The organism is Marinobacterium sediminicola, from assembly GCF_022343685.1.
Lineage (GTDB): Bacteria > Pseudomonadota > Gammaproteobacteria > Pseudomonadales > Balneatricaceae > Marinobacterium > Marinobacterium sediminicola.
This window is the reverse complement of the sequence record NZ_CP092123.1, coordinates 2,533,212-2,553,064: the sequence shown is the minus strand read 5'-3', so window position 1 is coordinate 2,553,064 and position 19,853 is coordinate 2,533,212. Positions and strand designations below refer to the sequence as shown.

21 protein-coding genes are annotated in these 19,853 nt (G+C 56.3%); 20 read left to right on the top strand and 1 reads right to left on the bottom strand.

Translation table 11 applies throughout. The features are described 5' to 3' along the window. The first annotated feature begins 11 nt into the window (after positions 1–11). Complete coding sequence (locus LN244_RS11565; RefSeq protein ID WP_239039944.1) at positions 12–1,664, top strand: DUF1302 family protein; 1,653 nt, start codon at positions 12–14, stop codon at positions 1,662–1,664. A 30-nt stretch (positions 1,665–1,694) separates the two neighbouring features. Further along, positions 1,695–3,011: a DUF1329 domain-containing protein gene (locus tag LN244_RS11560; protein ID WP_239039943.1), complete on the top strand. Its 1,317-nt coding sequence runs from the start codon at positions 1,695–1,697 to the stop codon at positions 3,009–3,011. Positions 3,012–3,075: 64 nt separating this feature from the next. On the opposite strand, the gene LN244_RS11555 is transcribed toward LN244_RS11560, so the two are convergent. Then, positions 3,076–3,561, bottom strand: a complete 486-nt coding sequence (locus LN244_RS11555) for a MarR family winged helix-turn-helix transcriptional regulator (protein ID WP_239039942.1) — start codon at positions 3,559–3,561, stop codon at positions 3,076–3,078. Between the two features lie 519 nt (positions 3,562–4,080). On the opposite strand from LN244_RS11555, the gene LN244_RS11550 reads away from it, so the two are divergent. The 18 genes from LN244_RS11550 to LN244_RS11465 all read left to right on the top strand — a co-directional run bounded on the left by LN244_RS11550 (position 4,081) and on the right by LN244_RS11465 (position 19,809). After that, on the top strand, positions 4,081–5,229 hold the full coding sequence (locus LN244_RS11550) for an acyl-CoA dehydrogenase family protein (protein ID WP_239039941.1): 1,149 nt from the start codon (positions 4,081–4,083) through the stop codon (positions 5,227–5,229). A 25-nt stretch (positions 5,230–5,254) separates the two neighbouring features. Next, a complete protein-coding gene (locus tag LN244_RS11545; protein WP_239039940.1) occupies positions 5,255–5,617 on the top strand; it encodes an IacB protein in 363 nt (120 codons plus the stop codon). 10 nt (positions 5,618–5,627) lie between these two features. Then, complete coding sequence (locus LN244_RS11540) at positions 5,628–6,146, top strand: nuclear transport factor 2 family protein (protein ID WP_239039939.1); 519 nt, start codon at positions 5,628–5,630, stop codon at positions 6,144–6,146. 50 nt (positions 6,147–6,196) lie between these two features. Continuing rightward, positions 6,197–7,486: an aromatic ring-hydroxylating oxygenase subunit alpha gene (locus LN244_RS11535; RefSeq protein ID WP_239039938.1), complete on the top strand. Its 1,290-nt coding sequence runs from the start codon at positions 6,197–6,199 to the stop codon at positions 7,484–7,486. A 3-nt stretch (positions 7,487–7,489) separates the two neighbouring features. Further along, a complete protein-coding gene (locus LN244_RS11530; protein ID WP_239039937.1) occupies positions 7,490–7,972 on the top strand; it encodes an aromatic-ring-hydroxylating dioxygenase subunit beta in 483 nt (160 codons plus the stop codon). A 10-nt stretch (positions 7,973–7,982) separates the two neighbouring features. Then, entirely contained in the window at positions 7,983–8,738 is a 756-nt protein-coding gene (locus LN244_RS11525; protein ID WP_239039936.1) for an SDR family NAD(P)-dependent oxidoreductase, read from the top strand. Between the two features lie 10 nt (positions 8,739–8,748). Next, the gene (locus LN244_RS11520; RefSeq protein ID WP_239039935.1) at positions 8,749–9,711 is read left to right on the top strand and encodes a PDR/VanB family oxidoreductase; all 963 of its coding nucleotides are present in this window, start codon (positions 8,749–8,751) and stop codon (positions 9,709–9,711) included. Between the two features lie 82 nt (positions 9,712–9,793). Beyond that, the gene (locus tag LN244_RS11515; protein ID WP_239039934.1) at positions 9,794–10,831 is read left to right on the top strand and encodes a TRAP transporter substrate-binding protein; all 1,038 of its coding nucleotides are present in this window, start codon (positions 9,794–9,796) and stop codon (positions 10,829–10,831) included. Positions 10,832–10,840: 9 nt separating this feature from the next. Next, entirely contained in the window at positions 10,841–11,362 is a 522-nt protein-coding gene (locus tag LN244_RS11510) for a TRAP transporter small permease (RefSeq protein WP_239039933.1), read from the top strand. Then, positions 11,362–12,678: a TRAP transporter large permease gene (locus tag LN244_RS11505; protein ID WP_239039932.1), complete on the top strand. Its 1,317-nt coding sequence runs from the start codon at positions 11,362–11,364 to the stop codon at positions 12,676–12,678. The genes LN244_RS11510 and LN244_RS11505 overlap by 1 nt, the downstream gene beginning before the upstream one ends. A 42-nt stretch (positions 12,679–12,720) precedes the next feature. Further along, positions 12,721–13,644 carry a catechol 2,3-dioxygenase gene (locus tag LN244_RS11500; protein ID WP_239039931.1) on the top strand — a complete coding sequence of 308 codons (924 nt, stop codon included), beginning with the start codon at positions 12,721–12,723 and terminating at the stop codon, positions 13,642–13,644. 15 nt (positions 13,645–13,659) lie between these two features. Continuing rightward, a complete protein-coding gene (locus LN244_RS11495; protein ID WP_239039930.1) occupies positions 13,660–14,580 on the top strand; it encodes a flavin reductase in 921 nt (306 codons plus the stop codon). Between the two features lie 27 nt (positions 14,581–14,607). After that, positions 14,608–15,639 (top strand): TRAP transporter substrate-binding protein, encoded by a 1,032-nt coding sequence (locus LN244_RS11490; RefSeq protein WP_239039929.1) that lies wholly within the window; start codon positions 14,608–14,610, stop codon positions 15,637–15,639. A 52-nt stretch (positions 15,640–15,691) separates the two neighbouring features. Continuing rightward, positions 15,692–16,204, top strand: a complete 513-nt coding sequence (locus LN244_RS11485; protein ID WP_239039928.1) for a TRAP transporter small permease subunit — start codon at positions 15,692–15,694, stop codon at positions 16,202–16,204. An 11-nt stretch (positions 16,205–16,215) separates the two neighbouring features. After that, complete coding sequence (locus LN244_RS11480) at positions 16,216–17,550, top strand: TRAP transporter large permease (protein ID WP_239039927.1); 1,335 nt, start codon at positions 16,216–16,218, stop codon at positions 17,548–17,550. 64 nt (positions 17,551–17,614) lie between these two features. Continuing rightward, positions 17,615–17,920: an antibiotic biosynthesis monooxygenase family protein gene (locus tag LN244_RS11475; RefSeq protein ID WP_239039926.1), complete on the top strand. Its 306-nt coding sequence runs from the start codon at positions 17,615–17,617 to the stop codon at positions 17,918–17,920. Between the two features lie 296 nt (positions 17,921–18,216). Continuing rightward, positions 18,217–18,990: an ABC transporter ATP-binding protein gene (locus LN244_RS11470; RefSeq protein WP_239039925.1), complete on the top strand. Its 774-nt coding sequence runs from the start codon at positions 18,217–18,219 to the stop codon at positions 18,988–18,990. 60 nt (positions 18,991–19,050) lie between these two features. Next, positions 19,051–19,809, top strand: a complete 759-nt coding sequence (locus tag LN244_RS11465) for an ABC transporter substrate-binding protein (protein WP_239039924.1) — start codon at positions 19,051–19,053, stop codon at positions 19,807–19,809. Positions 19,810–19,853 lie beyond the last annotated feature (44 nt).

The window sequence follows — 19,853 nt, the reverse complement described above, 5'->3', positions numbered from 1 at the left end:
GGCCAACACCCATGTCGAAAACAATAACAACGACATTTTCTCATCTCGCTCTGGGCGTAGCAGCAGCTTTGGGCACAGGAATTGCCCTGCCGGCTGCAGCCGCCGAAACCACCTGGGCCGGTTTTGTCGAGAATGCCACTTACTACCGTGATGGCGTCGGCATTTCCAAGTTCCGTAACACTGCGCAGGGGGAATTTGAAACTCGTTTCGAGTCCGATACTTTCCGCTCACTGAAACTGAACGGCGTTTTGCGTGGCACCTATGACGGTGTGTATGACCTGAATGACGACGAGTTTGGCAAGGATGCACAGCATGCCTACCTTGGCCAAAACTGGCATGGTCAGGATACTTCCACCGCAATCCTGACACCCGGTGTCTCCTTTCCGTGTGAGAATGATCCAACTCTGTGTGGCAACCTGGACGGCTACATGGATCATGATGAAAACGATGCCAGGTTCCCGGAATTCAACGACAAGCTGGACTTCATTCGTGAGCTATACGTCAGCGCCGACAAGGAGCTGAACAACGGCGATATTCTCTCGGTGAGACTGGGCAAGCAGCAGGTGGTATGGGGCAAGACCGACCTGTTCCGCGTGCTGGATGTGATCAACCCGGTGGATTACTCTCGCCACAATATCTATGACGAGCTCGAGGATATCCGTATTCCGCAGTGGATGCTGACGGCCGAGTGGCGCATGGGGCCCAACAGTGTTTTTGACGATTCCAACCTGTCGCTGGTGTGGAACTTCGACAAGTTCCGTCCCAATAATCTGGGTACCTGTGGTCAGTCCTACCGTATTCTGGATGCGGGCTGTTTCTTCTCTTCTTCAGCCAACCTTCAGCTGATCCCTGGTGGCCCCTATAGTCAGCCGGTACCCATCATTCATGATGTCGAGGAACCAAACTGGAGTCTCGCCAATACACAGTTAGGCATGAAGTGGGAAGGGGTTTATGGTGATGCAACCTTCTCTGTAAATGCTTTGACTTACCGCCAGCAGTTGCCGTCACTGCACTTCCGTCCTCTGGCGCCGGGTGCTCCTGTACCTGCTGCAGATGGCGTTTTCGATATCAAGTTCCCGCGGGTTAACCTGGTTGGTGGTTCTATCGATTACTACTCCATGGATATGGATGCCGTTTGGCGTCTGGAAATGGCGTACACCGAAGGCGAAGAGATGCCGCGTGATACCAACGGTCACAAGGAAACCGACATGCTTCGGTACGTAATCGGGTTTGATAAGAACATCATCATTCCGGAACTGGGCACCCGCAGTGCCTTCCTGCTGTCCACGCAGCTGTTCGGTGAGCACATCCTGGATCATGAGGCGGATATGCCGAATGACGAGGATAACTGGATCGCCACCGTGCTGTTCAAGGGCTTCTACATGAACAACCGCCTGAGCCCGCAGGTCATCGTTGCTCATGACTTTGCGGCCAAGTCCACGGTCTATGCGCCCAGTGTGTCCTGGACGCCGGACAACCACTGGATGTTTAACCTCGGCCTGAACTTCAAGACCGGCGGCAATGAAACCTTCCCGTGGAGCGTGGCTTCGGCTTTCGGTGATTCCTCAGCTCAGTTTGAACCTCTGGCCCGCTTTACCAACGGCCCGATCGGTGTCGCCAACGAAGAAGATGAAATTCAGCTGACCGTGCGATACAGCTTCTGATCAACGGACTCGATAATAAGGAAAAGAATTATGTTGAAGAAAACACTGCTCTCCGCCGCGATCGCCATGACAGTGGCGACCGGTGCTCAGGCGGCTGATGTATCCGAAGAGATCATTCAGCAATCTTTTTACCCTTACGCAAATGGCGCGCCCACTTTCGAAGGGCTTCAGGCAGGCATGACCATCAACCAGGGTAATGTCGAACAGTTCAAGGACGTGCTGGACCCGGGCATGTACCGGTTTATCAAGAACGGTGATACCGAGATCAAGGTGGGGGCAACGACCTCTTTCGATCTTCATCCGAGCTATGTGGAGGCTACCCGCAAGTACTCCGGTGATGTAGCACTGGGTGCCGGTCACGGTGAGATCTCACCGACAGTTGCCGGCCGTCCTTTCCCGGCTGAGCCTTCCACTGATGACCCGCGTGCGGGTGAGAAACTGGCCTGGAACTACAAGTATGGTTACAACTGGGGGGACTCCGCTGCCATCGCGCCGTTCTACTGGACCATGCGTGACATGGAAAGCGGTAAGAAGGAGCGTGTGCTGAAGTTCAACTTCCACTTCCTGAACTTTACTCACCGTACATCCCAGGAGCCTTATCCGAAGATCGAGCCCAACCCGTCCGAGCTCTTCCGCGGTATCTACGCACAGGTACTGGAACCGTTCGATGTGAAGAACACCCAGCTGTTGATCCACCGCTTCGAGGATGACACCAAGGTCGACAACGCCTACCTGTATCTGGGCTTCCAGCGTCGAGTGCGTCGCCTGTCTTCTGGTCAGACTACTGATGCCTTCCTCGGGACAGACGTCATGATCGAGGACTTTGAGGGCTACAACGGTCGCATCAGTGACATGAAGTGGAACTACCAGGGCACGCGCTACATGCTGATGCCGTTCTTCAACCATAACGAGCTTGCGCTGGACGCCGAGACTCATCAGGACGATGACGGCTATCAGGTTGTGGCTTTCGGCGGCAAGGGTGGCTGTTTCCCGAACATCACCTGGCAGCTGCGTAAGGTGTACGAAGTTGACTCCGTACCTGTCGACGAAAACCACCCGATCAGCAAGCGTACCCATTTCATGGACGCTCAGACGTTCACGATTCCGCGTACCGTGGTGTATGACCGCAAGGGTGACATGTGGAAGAACTGGGTGATCGGCCAGGCGCATCCGGATCATCACCTGCCGGTGAACAAGGGTACCGGTGTATCGATCGATGATGCTTTCACCATGATCGATATTCAGGCCAACCACTGCACTACCGGTCAGTTCAAGGGGATCGTGGATCCTGAAATGAGCCCGGTGGACAAGTTCAGCGTGCAGAACATGCGCGCCTCCGGTAACTGATCCGGAGTTCCCCTCTCATCAGCTCTTTTGGCCCGGGCAACGTCCCGGGCTTTTTTATGGCGCTTCAGTTCCAGTCGGCACCCTGAACCAGATTGTCGTAGATTTTGGCCAGCAGGGTGTTTGCACGGCTGATTTGAGCAGAGGTCAGTCCCTTGAAACTGCGTTTGAACAGCTGGCTGACAGAGCCGCGAATTTCTTCCAAACGATCCAGGCCCTTGTCTGTCAGTGAAACCAGCGTTACCCGCCCATCCTCGGGGGAGGTCTTCAATATGACCAGACCTTCATCCCGCATCCGGTAAAGAATCTTGGTGGTGGTCGGCAGTTTGGCGACGGCGTGATCGGCGATTTCCGAAATACTCAGTTCCGAGTGTTCCTTGAGAATCATGATGATACGCCAGCGCGGTACATCCATATCGACCTTTTTCAACAGGCGCTCCATCTCCTGGGTGTAGCGCGCATTGAGCTGGGCAACCCAGTAAAACGGAAACTCCCGTCGTTTGAAGTTATCGCTTAGCGGGTCGTACATGTCGGCTTTGCGTTTATTGCTCATCGAGAAAAAGACTCTCCGGATCGGACACTGGAAACGCGGGTGTCGATAATAGTTGATTTAGAAAGTATATCCTGATTTGAAATGCAGTGAAATTTTTTGGTGCGTTTTCTTGTTTTTGCTCCATTTTCGAGCTTCATTGTCATCCGTTTTTGGGATCTATACATATCAAAAATGGTTTTTCTTGTATTTCGAGTTTAATCATGTGAAGGTTTTGTTATCGGTTTTTTGCTGTTTTTGTTGATTTTTGTGACTCTTTAATCGTTATTTTGGCGATTTTTTTCTTTTTGGCATGCGCTTTGCTTTTGTCGACTTATCAGTGTTTGAGCGGCCTGATGGGTTAGATTTGTGTCATCCAATTAGTTGACGAATCAAGTGATAGGTGAAATTCTTTGTGCAGCTATCGAGGCAAATGGCAGTCGCCAAAATTGCCTGGAACCGCAGGGAGTTCTTGGCCGGATGGCCTCAGGCGGTTGCGTGGCCGCCTAACAATAAAGACAACAAATACGGGAGCCGAGCGATATGCCTGGTTATCAGATTGATAAATCCCTTTGGGGTGGGGAAGCGGTATTCGATGCCCTGCTGAACGAGGTGCGTGAGCGCCGGCAGGAATTCGAAGATCAGAAGTACATCTCTCAGGACATCATTGAGTCCTTCAAGGATGTCGGTGTTTACCGTGCAATGGTCCCCAAGGCATTGGGAGGCGATGAGCGCACCCCGATGGAATTTCTGCAGATGGTCGAAGCGATGGCCGCTGCCGATGGGTCGGCCGGCTGGGTTGCCAGCTTCGGTATGAATCCCGCCTATCTGGCAGCATTGCCGCCGGAAACCATCGACAAGGTGTGGTCAGAGACCCCGAACATCGTGTTTGCCGGCGGTATCTTTCCGACCCAGCCCGCGAAAAAAGTGGATGGTGGTTACATTGTCAGCGGTCGCTGGAAGTTTGGTAGTGGCTGCATGGGGGCCTCCCTGATCGGCGTTGGCATTCAGCCTGAAGGTGGCGAGCCGTTGCCGCGGATGGCGGTGATGCCTGCCAGCCAGGTCAAGATCGAGCCCAATTGGGATGTGATCGGCATGGTCGCCACCGGCAGTCACGATCTGGTTGTGGAAGAGGTGTTCGTGCCGGAGGAGTGGACCTTCGTGCGCGGCGGCAAGCCCAATATCGATTCTGATTTCTTCCGCTATCCCTCGCTGGCCTTCGCAGCTCAGGTACTGTCCGTGACCACTGCCGGTCTGGCACGTGAAGCGCTGGATGTGGTTCAGGGTATGGCCGCAGGCCGCAAGTCTGTCACGGGCGCGCCGAATCTGGGTGAGCGTGAATATGTCCAGATCGAAATCGCCAAGGCTGAAGCCAAGGTTCGTGCTTCTCGTGCCTTCTTCTACGAAGCAACCGAAGAAGCATGGAACAGTATTCAGGCAGGCGGAACACCCTCGCGTGAGCAGATCAATCTGGTCCGCCTTGCGACCACCAACCTGACCCATGAATGTGCTGAAGCCATCCGCATCGCCTATCAGGTGGCCGGTATGACCAGCACCTACAACGATCATCCGCTGTCCCGCATTCTGCGTGACTCCATGATGGCGACACAGCATGCCTTCATGGGCGCGGTCACCCTTAAAAATGCCGGTGCCATGTTCTTTGGCCACGACCCGTTGCCGGGTTACCTGTAACTGAACAATAACAAGGAGACACACCATGAGTGACAAGAAACCCCTGCGCGTACTTTTTTGCATGGGCATCAACCAGAACTTCATGGATGCGCCCCGTGATGAGCAGCTCGATGTATGGGCGGCTTTCGGTGAAATGTGGAATGGCATCCATGACATGGATGGCGTTGAGGTGATCGGCAACATGGATGATGACCAGAGCATGGTCGGTCCCTCCAGTGGCTATCCCTGGACCACTTACCTGCTGGCAGACGTGCAGGATTACGACACCGTGGTGGCCTGCTGCAACCTGTTCCGCAGCACTGAAGTCGGCAAGGGCCCCTACAAGCTGTGGCGCTATGCCAAGGTTGAAGCGCGAATCGGCCGCGAACTGATTGTTCAGCGTGCCTGAGGACAAGCGAATGACCGAACTGGAGCAGCTGCGTCAGCGAGTCACTGCCCTGGAAGCCGCCCGTGACGTCAGTGCCTGCCTGCATGAATACATGCAGCTGTGCGACTACCTGGATGAAGGGTTCGACCTGGATCCGCTGATGGCCCTGTTTACCGAAGACGCCGTCTGGGAAGGGAAAGGCAAGCGTTATGCCGCGACCTTTGGTCGTCGAGAAGGGCGTGAAGCGGTCAGGGCGATGTTTGAGAAGTACACCCAGCCGCCGGCACATTTCGCACTTAACGTGCACTTTCTGACCTCCGAAAAGGTGAAGGTGCTGAGCGAAACCGAAGCCGAGGGGACCTGGGTGCTGCTGCAGACCGCAACCTTCACGGACGGTCGCTCACAGCTCAGCAGTGCGCTGCTCAATGTACGTTTTCGCAAGGAAGACGAGCGCTGGAAGATCGCTCATTTCTGTACCACCAGTCGCTTCAACCGCCCAGTGGAGACTCCCTGGGACAACCCAAAGCCACTGCCGGTACCTGAAGAATAAGCGCACGGCGGCAGAAACCGTCGAGCGAGCCTGATAAAGAGAAAAAGACCATGAGTGAACTGATCGAAATGCAGAATATCAGCCTGAAAGCGGCTGAGATGGTAGAAGAGGGTCGTGTACACAAGGACCTCTACTCCAACCCGGAGATCTTTGAAGAAGAACTGGACAAGGTGTTCAACAACACCTGGGTCTTTGTTGGTCATGAAAGCGAAGTGCCGGAGGCCGGCAGCTTCAAGACGGCTTACATCGGTCGTCAGCCGGTCATTCTCAGCCGTGACCGCAAGATGAACCTGCACGTGTTGCAGAACCGCTGCCGTCACCGTGGTGCCACGGTATGTGAGGCGCGCAAGGGCAAGACCAAGGCGTTCACCTGTCCTTACCACGGTTGGGGCTATGGCCTGGACGGCAGTCTGCGTGCACTGCCGAAGCCGGAAGAGTATGACGGTGTCTTCGACAAGAACGATATGCCGCTGGAAAGCCTGCGTGTCGAAACCTATCAGGGCATGGTGTTCGCCACGTTCAATGACGGTATCGAGCCGCTGGAAGATTTCCTGGGCGGAGCCAAGAAGTGGATCGATCTGTTCATGAAGCAGGGTGGCGGCTATCCGGTGAAGGTGCTGGGCGAACATCGCTTCAACTTCCCGGGCAACTGGAAGATCCAGCTGGAAAACACCACCGATGCCTATCACTTCCCGATCGTGCACAAGTCGTTTGTGAGCTCGCTGGATGAGGCGACCGCCGACATTTTCGACTTCCTTGATGGTGAAGGCTTTGTCGAAGACCTGGGCAATGGCCACAGCGTGATGGTGATGATTCCGCAGCTGGTCGACCTGGAAGAAGACCTGGATCAGCCGATTCCGGAGCGCTTTGCTTCTCTTGCTCAGGCGCTGCGCGATGAGGGCAAGTCTGAAGATGAGGTCAAGAAGCTGGTGCGCGCTGCACATGGCACCGGTTTCAACCTGAACCTGTTCCCGAATGTGTCCTGCTCGATGGCGTTCTTCCGTGTACTGCGTCCGGTCAGCGTCGGCGAAACCGAGATTCAGCACGTGGCACTGGGTGGTGAAGGTGCGCCCACTGCGTTCAACCGCAAGCGCATGCGTCTGCATGAGCACTTCCAGGGCCCGATGGGCTTCGGTACTCCGGATGATGGCGAAGCCTGGGAGCGTGTTCAGAAGGGCGCCATGGCTGGCACCGACGGCTGGATTCTGGTGAACCGCGGGATGAACAACCTGCATGAATCCAAGGATGGCAATGTGGCCGGTGCGGTGTGCTCCGAAACCGGCATGCGCGGTGCCTACCGCCAGTACAAGAAGATGATGGCCGCCGGAGAGGAGAAATAAGCGATGAAATCCAATACTGAACTGCTGGCACAGGTAACCGAATTCATCGGTTATGAAGCGGACCTGCTGGATCACAAGGGCTATCAGGAATGGCTGTCGCTGTGGACCGATTCCGGTCTCTACATCGTGCCGGCGGACCTGAATGAGACCGATTACCTGAACACGCTGAACCTGGCGCTGGACGATGCCGACATGCGTCGCATGCGTGTCGCCCGACTGGAAAACGGAGAATCCGTTTCGGCGCTGTCCGTGGGTAACACTGTTCGCATGATGTCACGAGTGCGCGTGCTGGAAGCCGGTGATGACGTTGTGATTGCGCGTTGCGCCATGACCCTGAACGAGCTGCGTCACGGCAAGCTGGTGACCTATCCGGCCAACGTGGAATACACCCTGAAGCCGACCTCTGATGGCTTCAAGCTGGAACAGAAAGTCGTCAAGCTGCTGCACGCTGACGGCTTCCTGCGCACTGTCAGCTTCATCTTCTAAGGAGGCCGTCATGTCGACACCCGCACAGTCTCAGGTGGCACTGGTCACCGGTGCCGCCCAGGGCCTGGGCAACCACATCGCCCGGCGTCTTCATGACGCCGGCTACCGGGTGGTGCTCAGCGATATCAATGCCGAAGCGGCACAGCAGGCGGCCGATGCGCTGGATGCCAGTGGCGAAACGGCTATGGCCGTCACCCTCAATGTGGCGCTGAAAAGCGATTTTGAGTCGGCACTGGATCAGGTCCTGAACCGCTGGGGTGCCCTCCATGTGCTGGTGAACAATGCGGCCGTGACCCGTGCGACTCCGGTCATGGAGATTTCGGCTGAAGAGTTCAACGACATCGTCAACATCAACCTGGGCGGCACCTTCGTGGGGTGTCAGGTGATGGGACGCTACATGGCTGATCAGGGCTACGGGCGCATTATCAATATGTCCTCCCTGGCCGGACAGAACGGCGGCACCTCGACCGGTGCTCACTATGCTGCTTCCAAGGGCGGCATCCTGACGCTGACCAAGGTGTTTGCCAAGGAGCTTGCCGCCCGTGGCGTGACGGTGAATGCCGTCGCTCCCGGTCCGATCGACTCACCGATGGTAAAAGCGCTGGTGCCCGAAGAACGGCTGCCCGCATTGCTGGGCGCCATCCCGGTTGGGCAACTGGGCGATGCCGATTTCATCGGCGACATGGTGGTGCAGCTGGCACGTCCCGAGGCCTATTTCACCACCGGTACAACTCTGGATATCAACGGCGGCTTGTTCATGCGCTGAGGCAAGACCTATGACTAGCAGTATCGATAACACACTTATCAACGTGACGGTAACCCGTCGCGATGACCAGACCGACGAAATTGCGGTGTTTGAACTGGCGGCGGCTGACGGCAGCGTGCTGCCGGCCTTTGAGGCCGGTGCCCACATCGATGTGGTGGTGGCCCCTGAGCTGATCCGACAGTATTCCCTGAGCAACGCGCCGGGTGAAACAACCTATCGTCTGGGCATTCTCAACGACCCCAATTCTCGCGGAGGTTCACGACAGATCCATGCCGAATTGCAGGCCGGTGCCCAGGTTCAGGTCAGCGCACCGCGCAATCATTTCCCACTGGAGATGGATGCGGAACACAGCCTGCTGATCGGCGGTGGTATCGGCATCACGCCGATGATTGCCATGGCCTATGCGCTGAAGGCGGCCGACAAGTCTTTCGAACTGCACTACTGCAGCCGCAGTGAAAGCAAGGCGGCGTTTCTGGATGAGCTTAAGCGCGAATTCGGCGACCGTCTGGTGCTGCATTTCGATGATGCCGGCGAAGAGAGTCGTATCGATCCCAAGGCGCTGGCCGAAGCACGCCCGGAATCACACCTGTATGTCTGTGGCCCAAGCGGCTTCATGGATTGGGTCATTGCGCAGGGCAAGGCGGCAGGTTTGCCGGAGAAGCAGATCCATTTCGAATACTTCAGTGCCGACGTCGACATCAGTGGCGAGGCGTTCGAGGTGTACGCCGAAGCCAGTGATGTCACCGTTCAGGTAGGACCCAACGAAAGCATCGCCACCGCGCTGAAAGCGGCGGGTGTAAAGGTTCAGATGTCCTGCGAAGAGGGCGTATGCGGCACCTGCATCTGCGATGTGATTGAGGGAACTCCTGATCACCGTGACCATTTCCTGACCGATGAGGAGAAAGAGGATAACGACCAGATCGCGCTTTGTTGCTCCAGAGCGAAGAGCAGCCGACTGGTTGTGGATATTTAGCCATTTGATGAACCCATGTCGTGACCCAGTCTCGGCAAAAACCGGTTTAACCGGAAACAAAACCCATAGGGGAGTGATAACAATGAAAACGATTCTCCGTGTTGCAGCATCTGCAACTCTTGCACTTCTGGCAACCACCGCTACTACGGCTAATGCTGAAACGCGACTGACCATGTCATCCTGGCTGCCGTCCGGCCACCCGTTGGTCAAGGACGTCATGAAGCCCTGGGCTGAAAGTGTCGAAGAAGCGACCGAAGGGCGCGTGAAGATCATCATGCTGCCTTCAGCGCTGGGTCACCCCAAGGTTCATTATGATATCGCCCGTGAAGGTCAGGCCGATATCACCTACAGCGCGCACGGCTACACGCCTGGCCGCTTCAAGCTCTACAAAATGGTTGAGTTTCCGTTCGGCGGTAACAGCGCCGTGGGCACTTCAGTGGCCTACTGGAATGTCTACAACGACTATCTGAAACAGGCTGGCGAACACAAGGACGTCAAACTGCTGGGTCTGTTCACCCACGGTCCGGGCCACATCCACAACAGCAAGCGCACTGTTAATGCTTCTTCTGACCTCGAAGGTCTGAAACTGCGTGTCGGTGGCGGCATCATGAACGACATCGCCACCGAGCTGGGTGCCGTGACGCTGCAGAAGCCTTCTTCCAGCACCTATGAGCTGGTGTCCAGTGGCGTTGCCGATGGCACCCTGTTCCCGCTGGAGTCTGTACCGGCTTTCAACATTCAGGACAAGACTACACACACCACACTGGTGCCGGGTGGTCTGTACAACTTCAGCTTCTTCCTGGTCATGAACCGCGACCGTTTCGCGGATCTGCCTGAAGAGGACCAGAAGGCGATCGAGTCTGTCTCCGGTGAGGCCTTCGCTCGTCTGGCTGGCCAGATGTGGGATACCCAGGATGCCAAGGGTCTGGAAGCAATCAAGGCCAATGGCAATGAAGTGGTCACCGCCAATGAAGCTTTCCTGACCGAAATCCGCAACGCCAGCGCACCGATGGAAGCCGAGTGGCTGAAAACAGCTGCAGAGCTGGGTGTTGATGGCAAGGCGGCACTGGAAGCGTTCCGCAAGCTGAGCCAAGAGCAGGCTGTGGCGCAAACACGCTGAGGGTAAACGATGAACTCAACTCGCACACAGAGCAATGGTTGGCTGGATCGTGGAGAGGGAGTGCTCAAGACGCTGCTGAATGGAACAGCTGCTCTCGTCATGTTTTTGATGATGGCGCTGACCCTGGTGGATGTCATGGGGCGTTACCTGTTCTCGGCTCCGGTGACCGGTGCCTTTGAGGTGACGGAGTTGATGCTGGCAGCGGTGATCTTTCTGGGATTGCCGCTGATTACCGCTGAGGGTGGCCACATCGCTGTGGACATCCTCGACTCGGCACTGAGTGACCGGGTCCGTGCGGTGCAGTACTGGTTGGTCGGTCTGATCAACGTGCTGGCATTCGGCATTTTCTCCTGGATGCTCTGGGAGCACGCCTTCAAGGTGCTGCGATATGAAGATACAACGGCGGTGCTCCAGATCCCCTATGCCTGGCTCGCCTTTCTGATGGCGGTCACCGCTTCGGTGTCCACCCTGATCCTGTTCATCAAGCTGCTGTTTGACCGAAACGGCAAGACCTCGAGAGGAGAGCAGTAATGGAGGCAAGTCTGATCGGCTTTGCGGCACTGATGGTGCTGATATTGGCCCGGGTGCCGCTGGGGATTGCGATGGGGGTTGTTGGTGTGGTCGGTTTCGCACTGGTCCAGCAACTGACCTATGGCAATCCGCGTGGCTGGGATACCGCGCTAAACATGATCGCATCCACTGCGTTCGATACCGGTCTGGCCTATGGCCTGTCGGTGGTTCCACTGTTCCTGCTGATGGGTAACCTGATTACGGAATCGGGGATGTCCAAGGAACTTTACCGTGCTGCCAACGCCTTCCTGGGACACTTCAAGGGTGGTCTGGCACTGGCAACCGTAGTCTCCTGCGGTGCATTTTCCGCTGTATGCGGCAGCTCCATGGCAACGGCTGCCACCATGTCCAAGGTGGCGATGCCCTCCATGCGTGAATACAAGTATGCCGACAGCCTGGCCACGGGTGCCATTGCGGCCGGTGGCACACTGGGTATTCTGATTCCGCCCAGCGTCATTCTGGTGATCTACGGTCTGATGACCGAAAGCGATATCGGCAAGCTGTTCATTGCTGGTCTGATCCCGGGGCTGATCGGTGTCATCCTGTACATGCTGGCGGTGGTCTTTGCAGTCCGCCTGAAGCCCGAGATTGGGCCGGCCGGCAAACGTTCGACCTGGAAAGAGCGCCTGATCTCGATGAAAGGCGTCTGGGGGATCAACCTGATCTTCATCATCGTCATGGGCGGTATCTATGCCGGTATCTTCACCCCCACCGAAGCGGCGGGTATCGGTGCTTCGGGAGCGTTCCTGATTGCACTGTTCAGCGGCAAGCTGAGTTTCAAGATGTTCCAGCGTTCGTTGACCAATGCCGCACGCACAACCGCGATGCTGTTCTTCCTGGTCATTGGCGCGGTGATCTTCTCCAACTTCATCAACCTGACCGGCATGCCGATGATGCTGAAGGACTGGGTGACCGAGTCCGGCTTCAGCCCTTTCATGGTCATCCTGATTCTGGTGGGCGTGTATCTGCTGCTCGGCTGCGTGCTGGAAAGCATGTCGATGATTCTGCTGACCGTACCCGTGTTCTATCCGATGGTGGAAGCGATGGGCTTCGACCTGATCTGGTTTGGCATTCTGGTCGTGGTGGTAACGGAAATCAGTCTGATCACACCACCGGTTGGCATGAACGTCTTTGTGCTTCGCGGAGTGGTGCCTGATGTAAAACTGTCCACCATCTTCCGCGGTGTGACGCCATTCTGGCTGGCTGACATCGTGCGTCTGGTGCTGATTATCACCATTCCGTCCCTGTCCCTGATGCTGCCGAATGCAGTGGGCTAGGACTCAAGCGACAACCTATAAGAATAATGATGAGGTAACCCAATGAAGAAAGGTGTAATGCGTCCAGGACACGTACAGATCCGCGTACTGGATCTGGATGAAGCGCTCCAGCACTACGTGGACCTGCTGGGCCTGATCGAAATGGACCGAGACGATCAGGGCCGTGTCTACCTTAAAGGCTGGACCGAAGTGGACAAGTATTCCGTTGTGCTGGTTGAGGCTGACCAGCCGGGTATGGATTTCATGGGCTTCAAGTGTCTCAACGAAGCCACCCTTGATGAACTGCAGCGAGCGTTGACCGACTACGGTGTTGAGGTTGACGAAATTCCTGCAGGCGAGCTCAAGGATTGTGGTCGCCGTATCCGTTTCCAGGCACCGACAGGCCACCAGTTCGAGCTGTTTGCCACCAAGGAGCAGACCGGCCGCTATGGCGTCGGTAATCACAACCCGGAAGCCTGGCCGCGTGACCTCAAGGGCATGAAGGCGCAGCGTTTCGATCACTGCCTGTTGTATGGCCCGAATCTGGATCAGACCTATGACCTGTTTCGCGAGGTGCTGGGCTTTGATCTCTGTGAGCAGGTGATGACGCCGGATGGCAAGCGGGTGGCACAGTTCCTGACCACCAGCATGAAGGCCCACGATATCGCCTTCATCGATCACCCTGAGTCGGGCAAGTTTCACCACGCCTCCTTCTTCCTGGAGACCTGGGAAGATGTGTTGCGCGCGGGCGACCTGATTTCGATGACCGATACCTCGATCGATATCGGCCCGACCCGTCACGGTATCACCCACGGCCAGACCATCTATTTCTTTGATCCGTCCGGCAACCGTAACGAAGTGTTCTGTGGCGGTGACTATTTCTACCCTGACCACGAACCGATTACCTGGGATGCGGACAAGCTGGGCAAGGCGATTTTCTATCATGACCGCCAGCTCAACGAGCGCTTCCTGACCGCCCTGACCTGATGCTGGAGAGAGCGTATGTCATTTGATCCCAAAGATTTTCGTCGGGCGCTGGGCAAGTTCCCGACCGGCGTAACTGTCATTACCACCCGAGATGCCGAGGGTAACCCGATCGGCATGACGGCCAGTAGCTTTAACACCCTGTCGATTGAGCCGGCGCTGGTGCTCTGGAGTATCGACAAGGGGGCCTGGAGCCTGGACGCCTTTACCAAGGGCAACGGCTTTGCCATCAATGTGCTGCGTAATGACCAGGTCGAGCTGTCAAACGGTTTTGCCCGTCGTGGCGAAGACAAGTTTGCTGGAGTGAAGACTACCGATTGCTCCAATGGCGCACCCTTGCTGCCTGACACGGCTGCCTGGTTTGCCTGCAAGACCTGGGAAGTGTACGAAGGCGGCGACCACTTCATCATCGTCGGAGAGGTCACTGAATACCACTACGAAGACAATGTCAGCTCGCTGGTGTTCCATAACGGCCGCTACGCCGTACCTGAGAGCCATCCGGCGATGCAGGCACCGACGGAGTCACTGGAAGCACGTGGTTTCCTGGGGGATTACCTGCTGTATCAGCTGCGCCAGACACTCAATGCCTACGCAGCGGATTTTTATCCGCAGCTCAGCCATTACGGTGTTACCGCCGAGGAGTGGCGAGTGCTCACGCTACTGGCAGATGGCCAGCCGATGGCGCAGGAGCAAATCAGCCGCTTCGTGTCCCAGCCGATGAAGGAATTGGCAGATACCGGGGAATGGCTGCAGGACAAGGGCTTGCTGCAGGTAACCGACCAGGGCTTCGCTTTGACCGACAAGGGACAGCAACTGGCGACTCAGCTGTTGGATAAGGCCATCGAGCATGAAAAGCAGGCCATGTCCTGCCTGAGTACAGATCAACAGCAGGTACTCAAAGAAAGCCTTCAACTGTTGCAGAAAGGTTTCGCAGGTTAGTCAGGGCTTCAATCAGGGAGAGAAACCATGAAGAAGATGCGAGTGCTAAGCGTAGCGGTCATGGCTGCCCTCTACGTAACAGGGGCGCAGGCGGCCAGGGTATCCATGGATGTTCAGAGTGCCTGGCCGCTGACGCTGCCGGCCAGTGGTCAGAATGCCGCTCACTTTGCCGAGCGGATCAATGCCAAGGGAGAAGGCAGTCTCAAGGTCAAGCTTTACTCGGCGGGCAAGCTGGTACCGCCGTTGCAGATCTTCGATGCGGTACAGCAGGGCAGTCTTGATGCCGGCTATACCTCGCCGCTTTACGTGGCGGGTCGCTTCCCGGCCGTGCAGCTCTTTGGCGGTGTCCCTTTTGGACCGGATGCCATGGATTATCTCGGCTGGCTCTACAATGGTGGCGGTCTGGATATCTGGCGTGAAATCTATGCCAGACAGGGTGTGGTGCCCGTGCCCTGTGGCCTGATGGACTCCGAGGCTGGGGGGTGGTACACCTTCGAGATCAATACGGCTGAAGACCTCAAGGGCAAGAAAATACGCTTCGCAGGGTTGGCTGGAGAGGTGATGAAAAAGGCCGGAGCCTCGGTTGTTCTGCTCAGCGGCGGTGACATCTATCCCAATCTGGAGCGTGGCGTGATCGATGGGACGGAGTTTTCCATGCCAGCCATCGACGCCGCCATGGGCTTTGAAAAGGTGGCCAAGTACTACTATCTGCCCGGTTGGCATCAGCCCGCGGCCATTAATGAGCTGATCATCAACAAGCGCAAATGGGATGCGATGGATGAAGCCCAGCGTGGGTTGATAGAAGATACCTGTCGCGAGACCCATATCTGGTCGATCACGTCTACCAGCATTCCGAACGCCGAAGCGATCGCCAAATTCAAGGCGGCAGGCACTGAAGTTCGGGCCTTCCCTGAAGAGGTGATGCAGGTGTTCCGCCAGGCAACCGAAGAGGTGATGGCAGAGCAGGCGGCAGCCGATGCCGACTTCAAGCGGGTATGGGATTCATTGCAGTCCTACCGTGAAAAAGTGTCCCTGTGGAGCACTCATAAATCCGACTGAGTCCTGACGGGGCGGGTGGTTGCCCGCCCCGTTATCGTCTTGGAGGTTGATCATGCCTATCCGAGCCTTGGCGGCAAGCCTTGAACGTCTTTCAGTGATCATTGGCAAGAGTGGGGCGCTGATCCTGCCGCTGCTGGTGCTGACCATTCTGGTCAACGTTATTCTGCGTTACGTCTTCGATATCGGCTTGATCGAGCTGGAGGAGTTGCAGTGGCACCTCAATGCCACCGTGGTGATGTGCTGTCTCGCCTTTGCACTTCAGGCGGATGAGCATGTGCGCGTCGACCTGTTGTACAACCGCCTGACATCTTCCGGCCGTGACTGGGTCAATCTGCTGGGGCTTGTCCTGCTGTTTCTGCCCTTCACCGGACTGGTGACCTGGCATGCCTGGAAGCTGGCGGCCTATTCCTGGGAGCTGAAGGAAGGCTCTCCGATGCCATCCGGCTTGCCGGCACGTTACATCATTAAGGGGATCATGGCGGCCGGCATGACGCTGCTGTTGCTGCAGGGGATTGCGCTGCTGCTGAACTGCCTCGTTCGTCTTGCAAGCCGTCGCGCCCACTAGGAGTTGCTGCCATGGATGCCCTTTTTGTCTTTCTGATTTTCGGCACCTTCATGCTGATCCTGTTTTCAGGATTCCCCGTTGCATTTGTGCTGGGTGGGGTCGGCGTTCTGTTTGCAGCACTGGGCAGCGTGCTGGAGCCACTCGAAATTGCCGAAGTGGCCGAGTTGCGCATGATCGGATTCGTCTCCAACCGTGTTTTCGATACCCTGTCGAGCTATTCACTGATCCCCATGTCGATGTTTATTTTCATGGGCTACATGCTTGACCGCTCAGGAATAGCCGAGCGGTTGATTCTGGCGATGCGACGGGTGCTGGGGCCTGCTCCGGGTGGACTGGCGATCGCCGTGGTCCTGATCGGTGTGGTACTGGCGGCCTCCACCGGTATCATCGGGGCTTCCGTGGTGCTGCTGGCGACCATCGCCTTGCCCACAATGGTGCAGTCGGGATATGCGCGTTGGCTCAGCGCCGGTACCGTCGGCGCGACAGGCTGCCTGGGCATTCTGGTGCCGCCATCGATCATGCTGGTGGTGATGGGGGATCAGCTTCGTATACCAGTGGGCGACCTGTTCATGGGCGCCATCCTGCCGGGGCTGTTGCTGGCAGGCTGTTTCATAGTGTTTCTGCTGGGATATGCCTTGCTGCGGCCTGCTGAGATGCCTGCAATGGACAGGACCGAGGAGACCGGCAGCCTCTGGGAACTGTTACGAGACATGGCCGGGGCGCTGCTGGCGCCTTTACTGCTGGTCATCGCTGTGCTGGGCTCGATTCTGGCAGGCATCGCATCACCCACAGAGGCCTCCGGAATCGGTGCTGCCGGCGCGACTCTGTTGGCCTTTTCGGCCAGGCGGCTAAGCTGGCATGACCTGCGCCAGGTCTGCTACCAAACCGGACGCACGGTGGCGTTTCTGTATGCCCTTATTTTTGGTGCGTCCTGTTTCTCAGTCGTGTTGCGCGGTTACGGTGGTGACGAAGTCATTGAAAATGCGCTCTATGCCTTGCCGTTCAGTCCCGAAGGGGTACTGGCACTGGTGATTCTGGTGGTTTTCCTGTTGGGTTTTTTTCTCGACTGGATGGAAATCGTCCTGATTGTGGCACCGCTGGTCATGCCGATTCTGACCGGGTTTGGCTTCGAGCCCGTTTGGGTGGCGATTCTGATAGCGCTTTGTCTGCAAACCTCATTTCTGACCCCTCCTGTGGGCATGGCCCTGTTCTATATTCGAAATGCCACGCGGGATATCAGCATGGTTGAAATCTACAAGGGCGCGATGCCCTTTGTCGCGCTTCAGGTGCTGACGCTTGTGCTGGTCGCGCTGTTTCCGTCGCTGGCGCTGTGGATGCTGAAATAGCGGAATCGCTGCTGGCGTTCTTCATCTACACTGGGTAAGGCCCCCAATAACCGAGGGAGGTCCTATGTACGCACGTCATTTAACCTTCAGGTCTACACCCGACAACAGGCCCGAGATTGAAGCCTTTGCCGGTGAAGTCTACGCGTTCTTTCAAACGCTGGACGGCTTCGTCAGTGTGGTGTTTGGGGTCTCGGAGGACGAAACCGAGTACGGCTCCTTTTCTTTGTGGGATACCCGAGAAGCTGCCGAGAATGCCGGTAGGCGCGCAGGAGAAGAGATTGCGACCAGACATAAGAGGGTCATGATGACCAAGGCGGAAGTGAAATACTTCGAGGCATTCTCCCCGGCACAACTGAACCGAAGAGATTGAGCCTGATCGAATATTGCCTGGTTCTGGCGGTCGTGAGCAGCGATGGCTCGGCCGATTTCCTTTTGGTGAGCTGACGAATGTGGCCAGGTATTTAAAAGGTCGTTGCAGCTGGCCTTGGACAAAATCTCAAAGCCTGACCGACAGGATGTCGATGCTTAATACATGAAGTGGATTTTAATCACGACCTCCGGCGACAAAGTGTCGAAAAGACCAAAAGATGACGAAAGTTGCACTTTGGTTGTACAATCGCGCGTTTAAATTTTATTGATGGTCGCTTGTTCGATCGGGTTGAACCCATGACCGAAAAAAATACCGCCCTTGAATTAATCGATATTCATAAATCCTACGGATCGCTGGAAGTGCTCAAAGGGGTATCCCTGAGTGCCGGTGATGGTGAAGTGATCTCGATTCTGGGCTCGAGTGGTTCCGGCAAGAGTACGCTGCTGCGATGCATCAACCTGCTGGAACGTCCAAGTCGTGGACAGATCAGGATTGCAGGCGAAGAACTGAATCTGGTGACGGGCAAGGACGGCGACTTGCGCGCTGCCAACATCCGTCAGCTCGAACGCATGCGTTCGCGTATCGGCTTCGTGTTCCAGAACTTCAATCTCTGGCCACATAAATCCATTATTGAGAACATCATCGAGGCTCCTACTCAGGTGCTCAAGCAGTCTCGCGACCAGGCGATCAGCCGTGCCGAGGAACTGCTTGATCGCGTCGGGCTGCTGAACAAGCGTGACGCCTATCCGGCCAACCTGTCGGGTGGGCAGCAGCAGCGAGTGGCCATTGCCCGTGCGTTGGCGATGGATCCTCAGGTGCTGCTGTTTGACGAACCCACCTCTGCTCTGGACCCCGAGCTGGTCAATGAAGTGTTGGCCGTGATGCGCTCGCTGGCAGAGGAAGGCCGCACTATGCTGATAGTGACCCACGAGATGCGCTTTGCGCGTGAGGTGTCCAGTCAGGTGGTGTTCCTGCATCAGGGACAGATCGAGGAATCCGGTACTCCGGAAGAAGTCTTTGACCGTCCGCGCTCACAACGAGTGCGAGACTTCATGGCCAGCCACGCCTGAATGACCTCACAAGGGTCTTTTAAGGCAGGCTAACTCCACAAACTCAACTGGTATAACGCTATGAAAATCAAAAAAATTCTGCAGACTGTTGCACTTGGCGCCCTGACTGTACTGGGTAGCACTGCGGCTATGGCTCAGGACAAGGTACGTATCGCCACTGAAGGTGCCTATGCTCCCTTTAATGCCATCAACGAACAGGGTGAGCTGATCGGTTTCGACGTTGAGATTGCCAGGGCACTCTGTGCGGAAATGAAGGTTGAGTGTGAAATTGTCGCACAGGACTGGGACGGTATCATTCCGGGTCTGATGGGACGTAAATATGACGCCATCATCGCGTCCATGTCCGTGACCAAGGAGCGCCAGCGTGTAGTTGATTTTACCGACCGCTACTACTCCAACGTGCTGGCGTTTGTAGGAGCCAAGGGCAAGGAACTGGATACCAGCGAGGCTGGACTCAAGGGGTTGACCGTTGGTGCTCAGCGCGCCACCCGTGCGGGACAGTATCTGGAAGATCACCTGGCAGACGTGGTTAACGTCAAGCTCTACGGTACCCAGAGCGAAGCCTATCTGGACATGGCCAATGGCCGTCTGGACGCCATGCTTTCCGACAAGTTCCCGGCCTATGACTGGCTGCGCAGCGCAGATGGCGAGAACTTTGAGTTCAAGGGTGCAGACATCGATATCAACGATGAAATCGCCATCGCGGTTCGCAAGCGTGATCCGCTGAAAGAGAAGTTCAATGCGGCGATCAAGGCCATCGTTGAAAACGGCACCTACGCCGAAATCAACGCGCGTTACTTCCCGTTCTCCATCTACTGATAACAGCGCGGGGTCGGCGGTTGTCGGCCCCGCAAGCGGATATT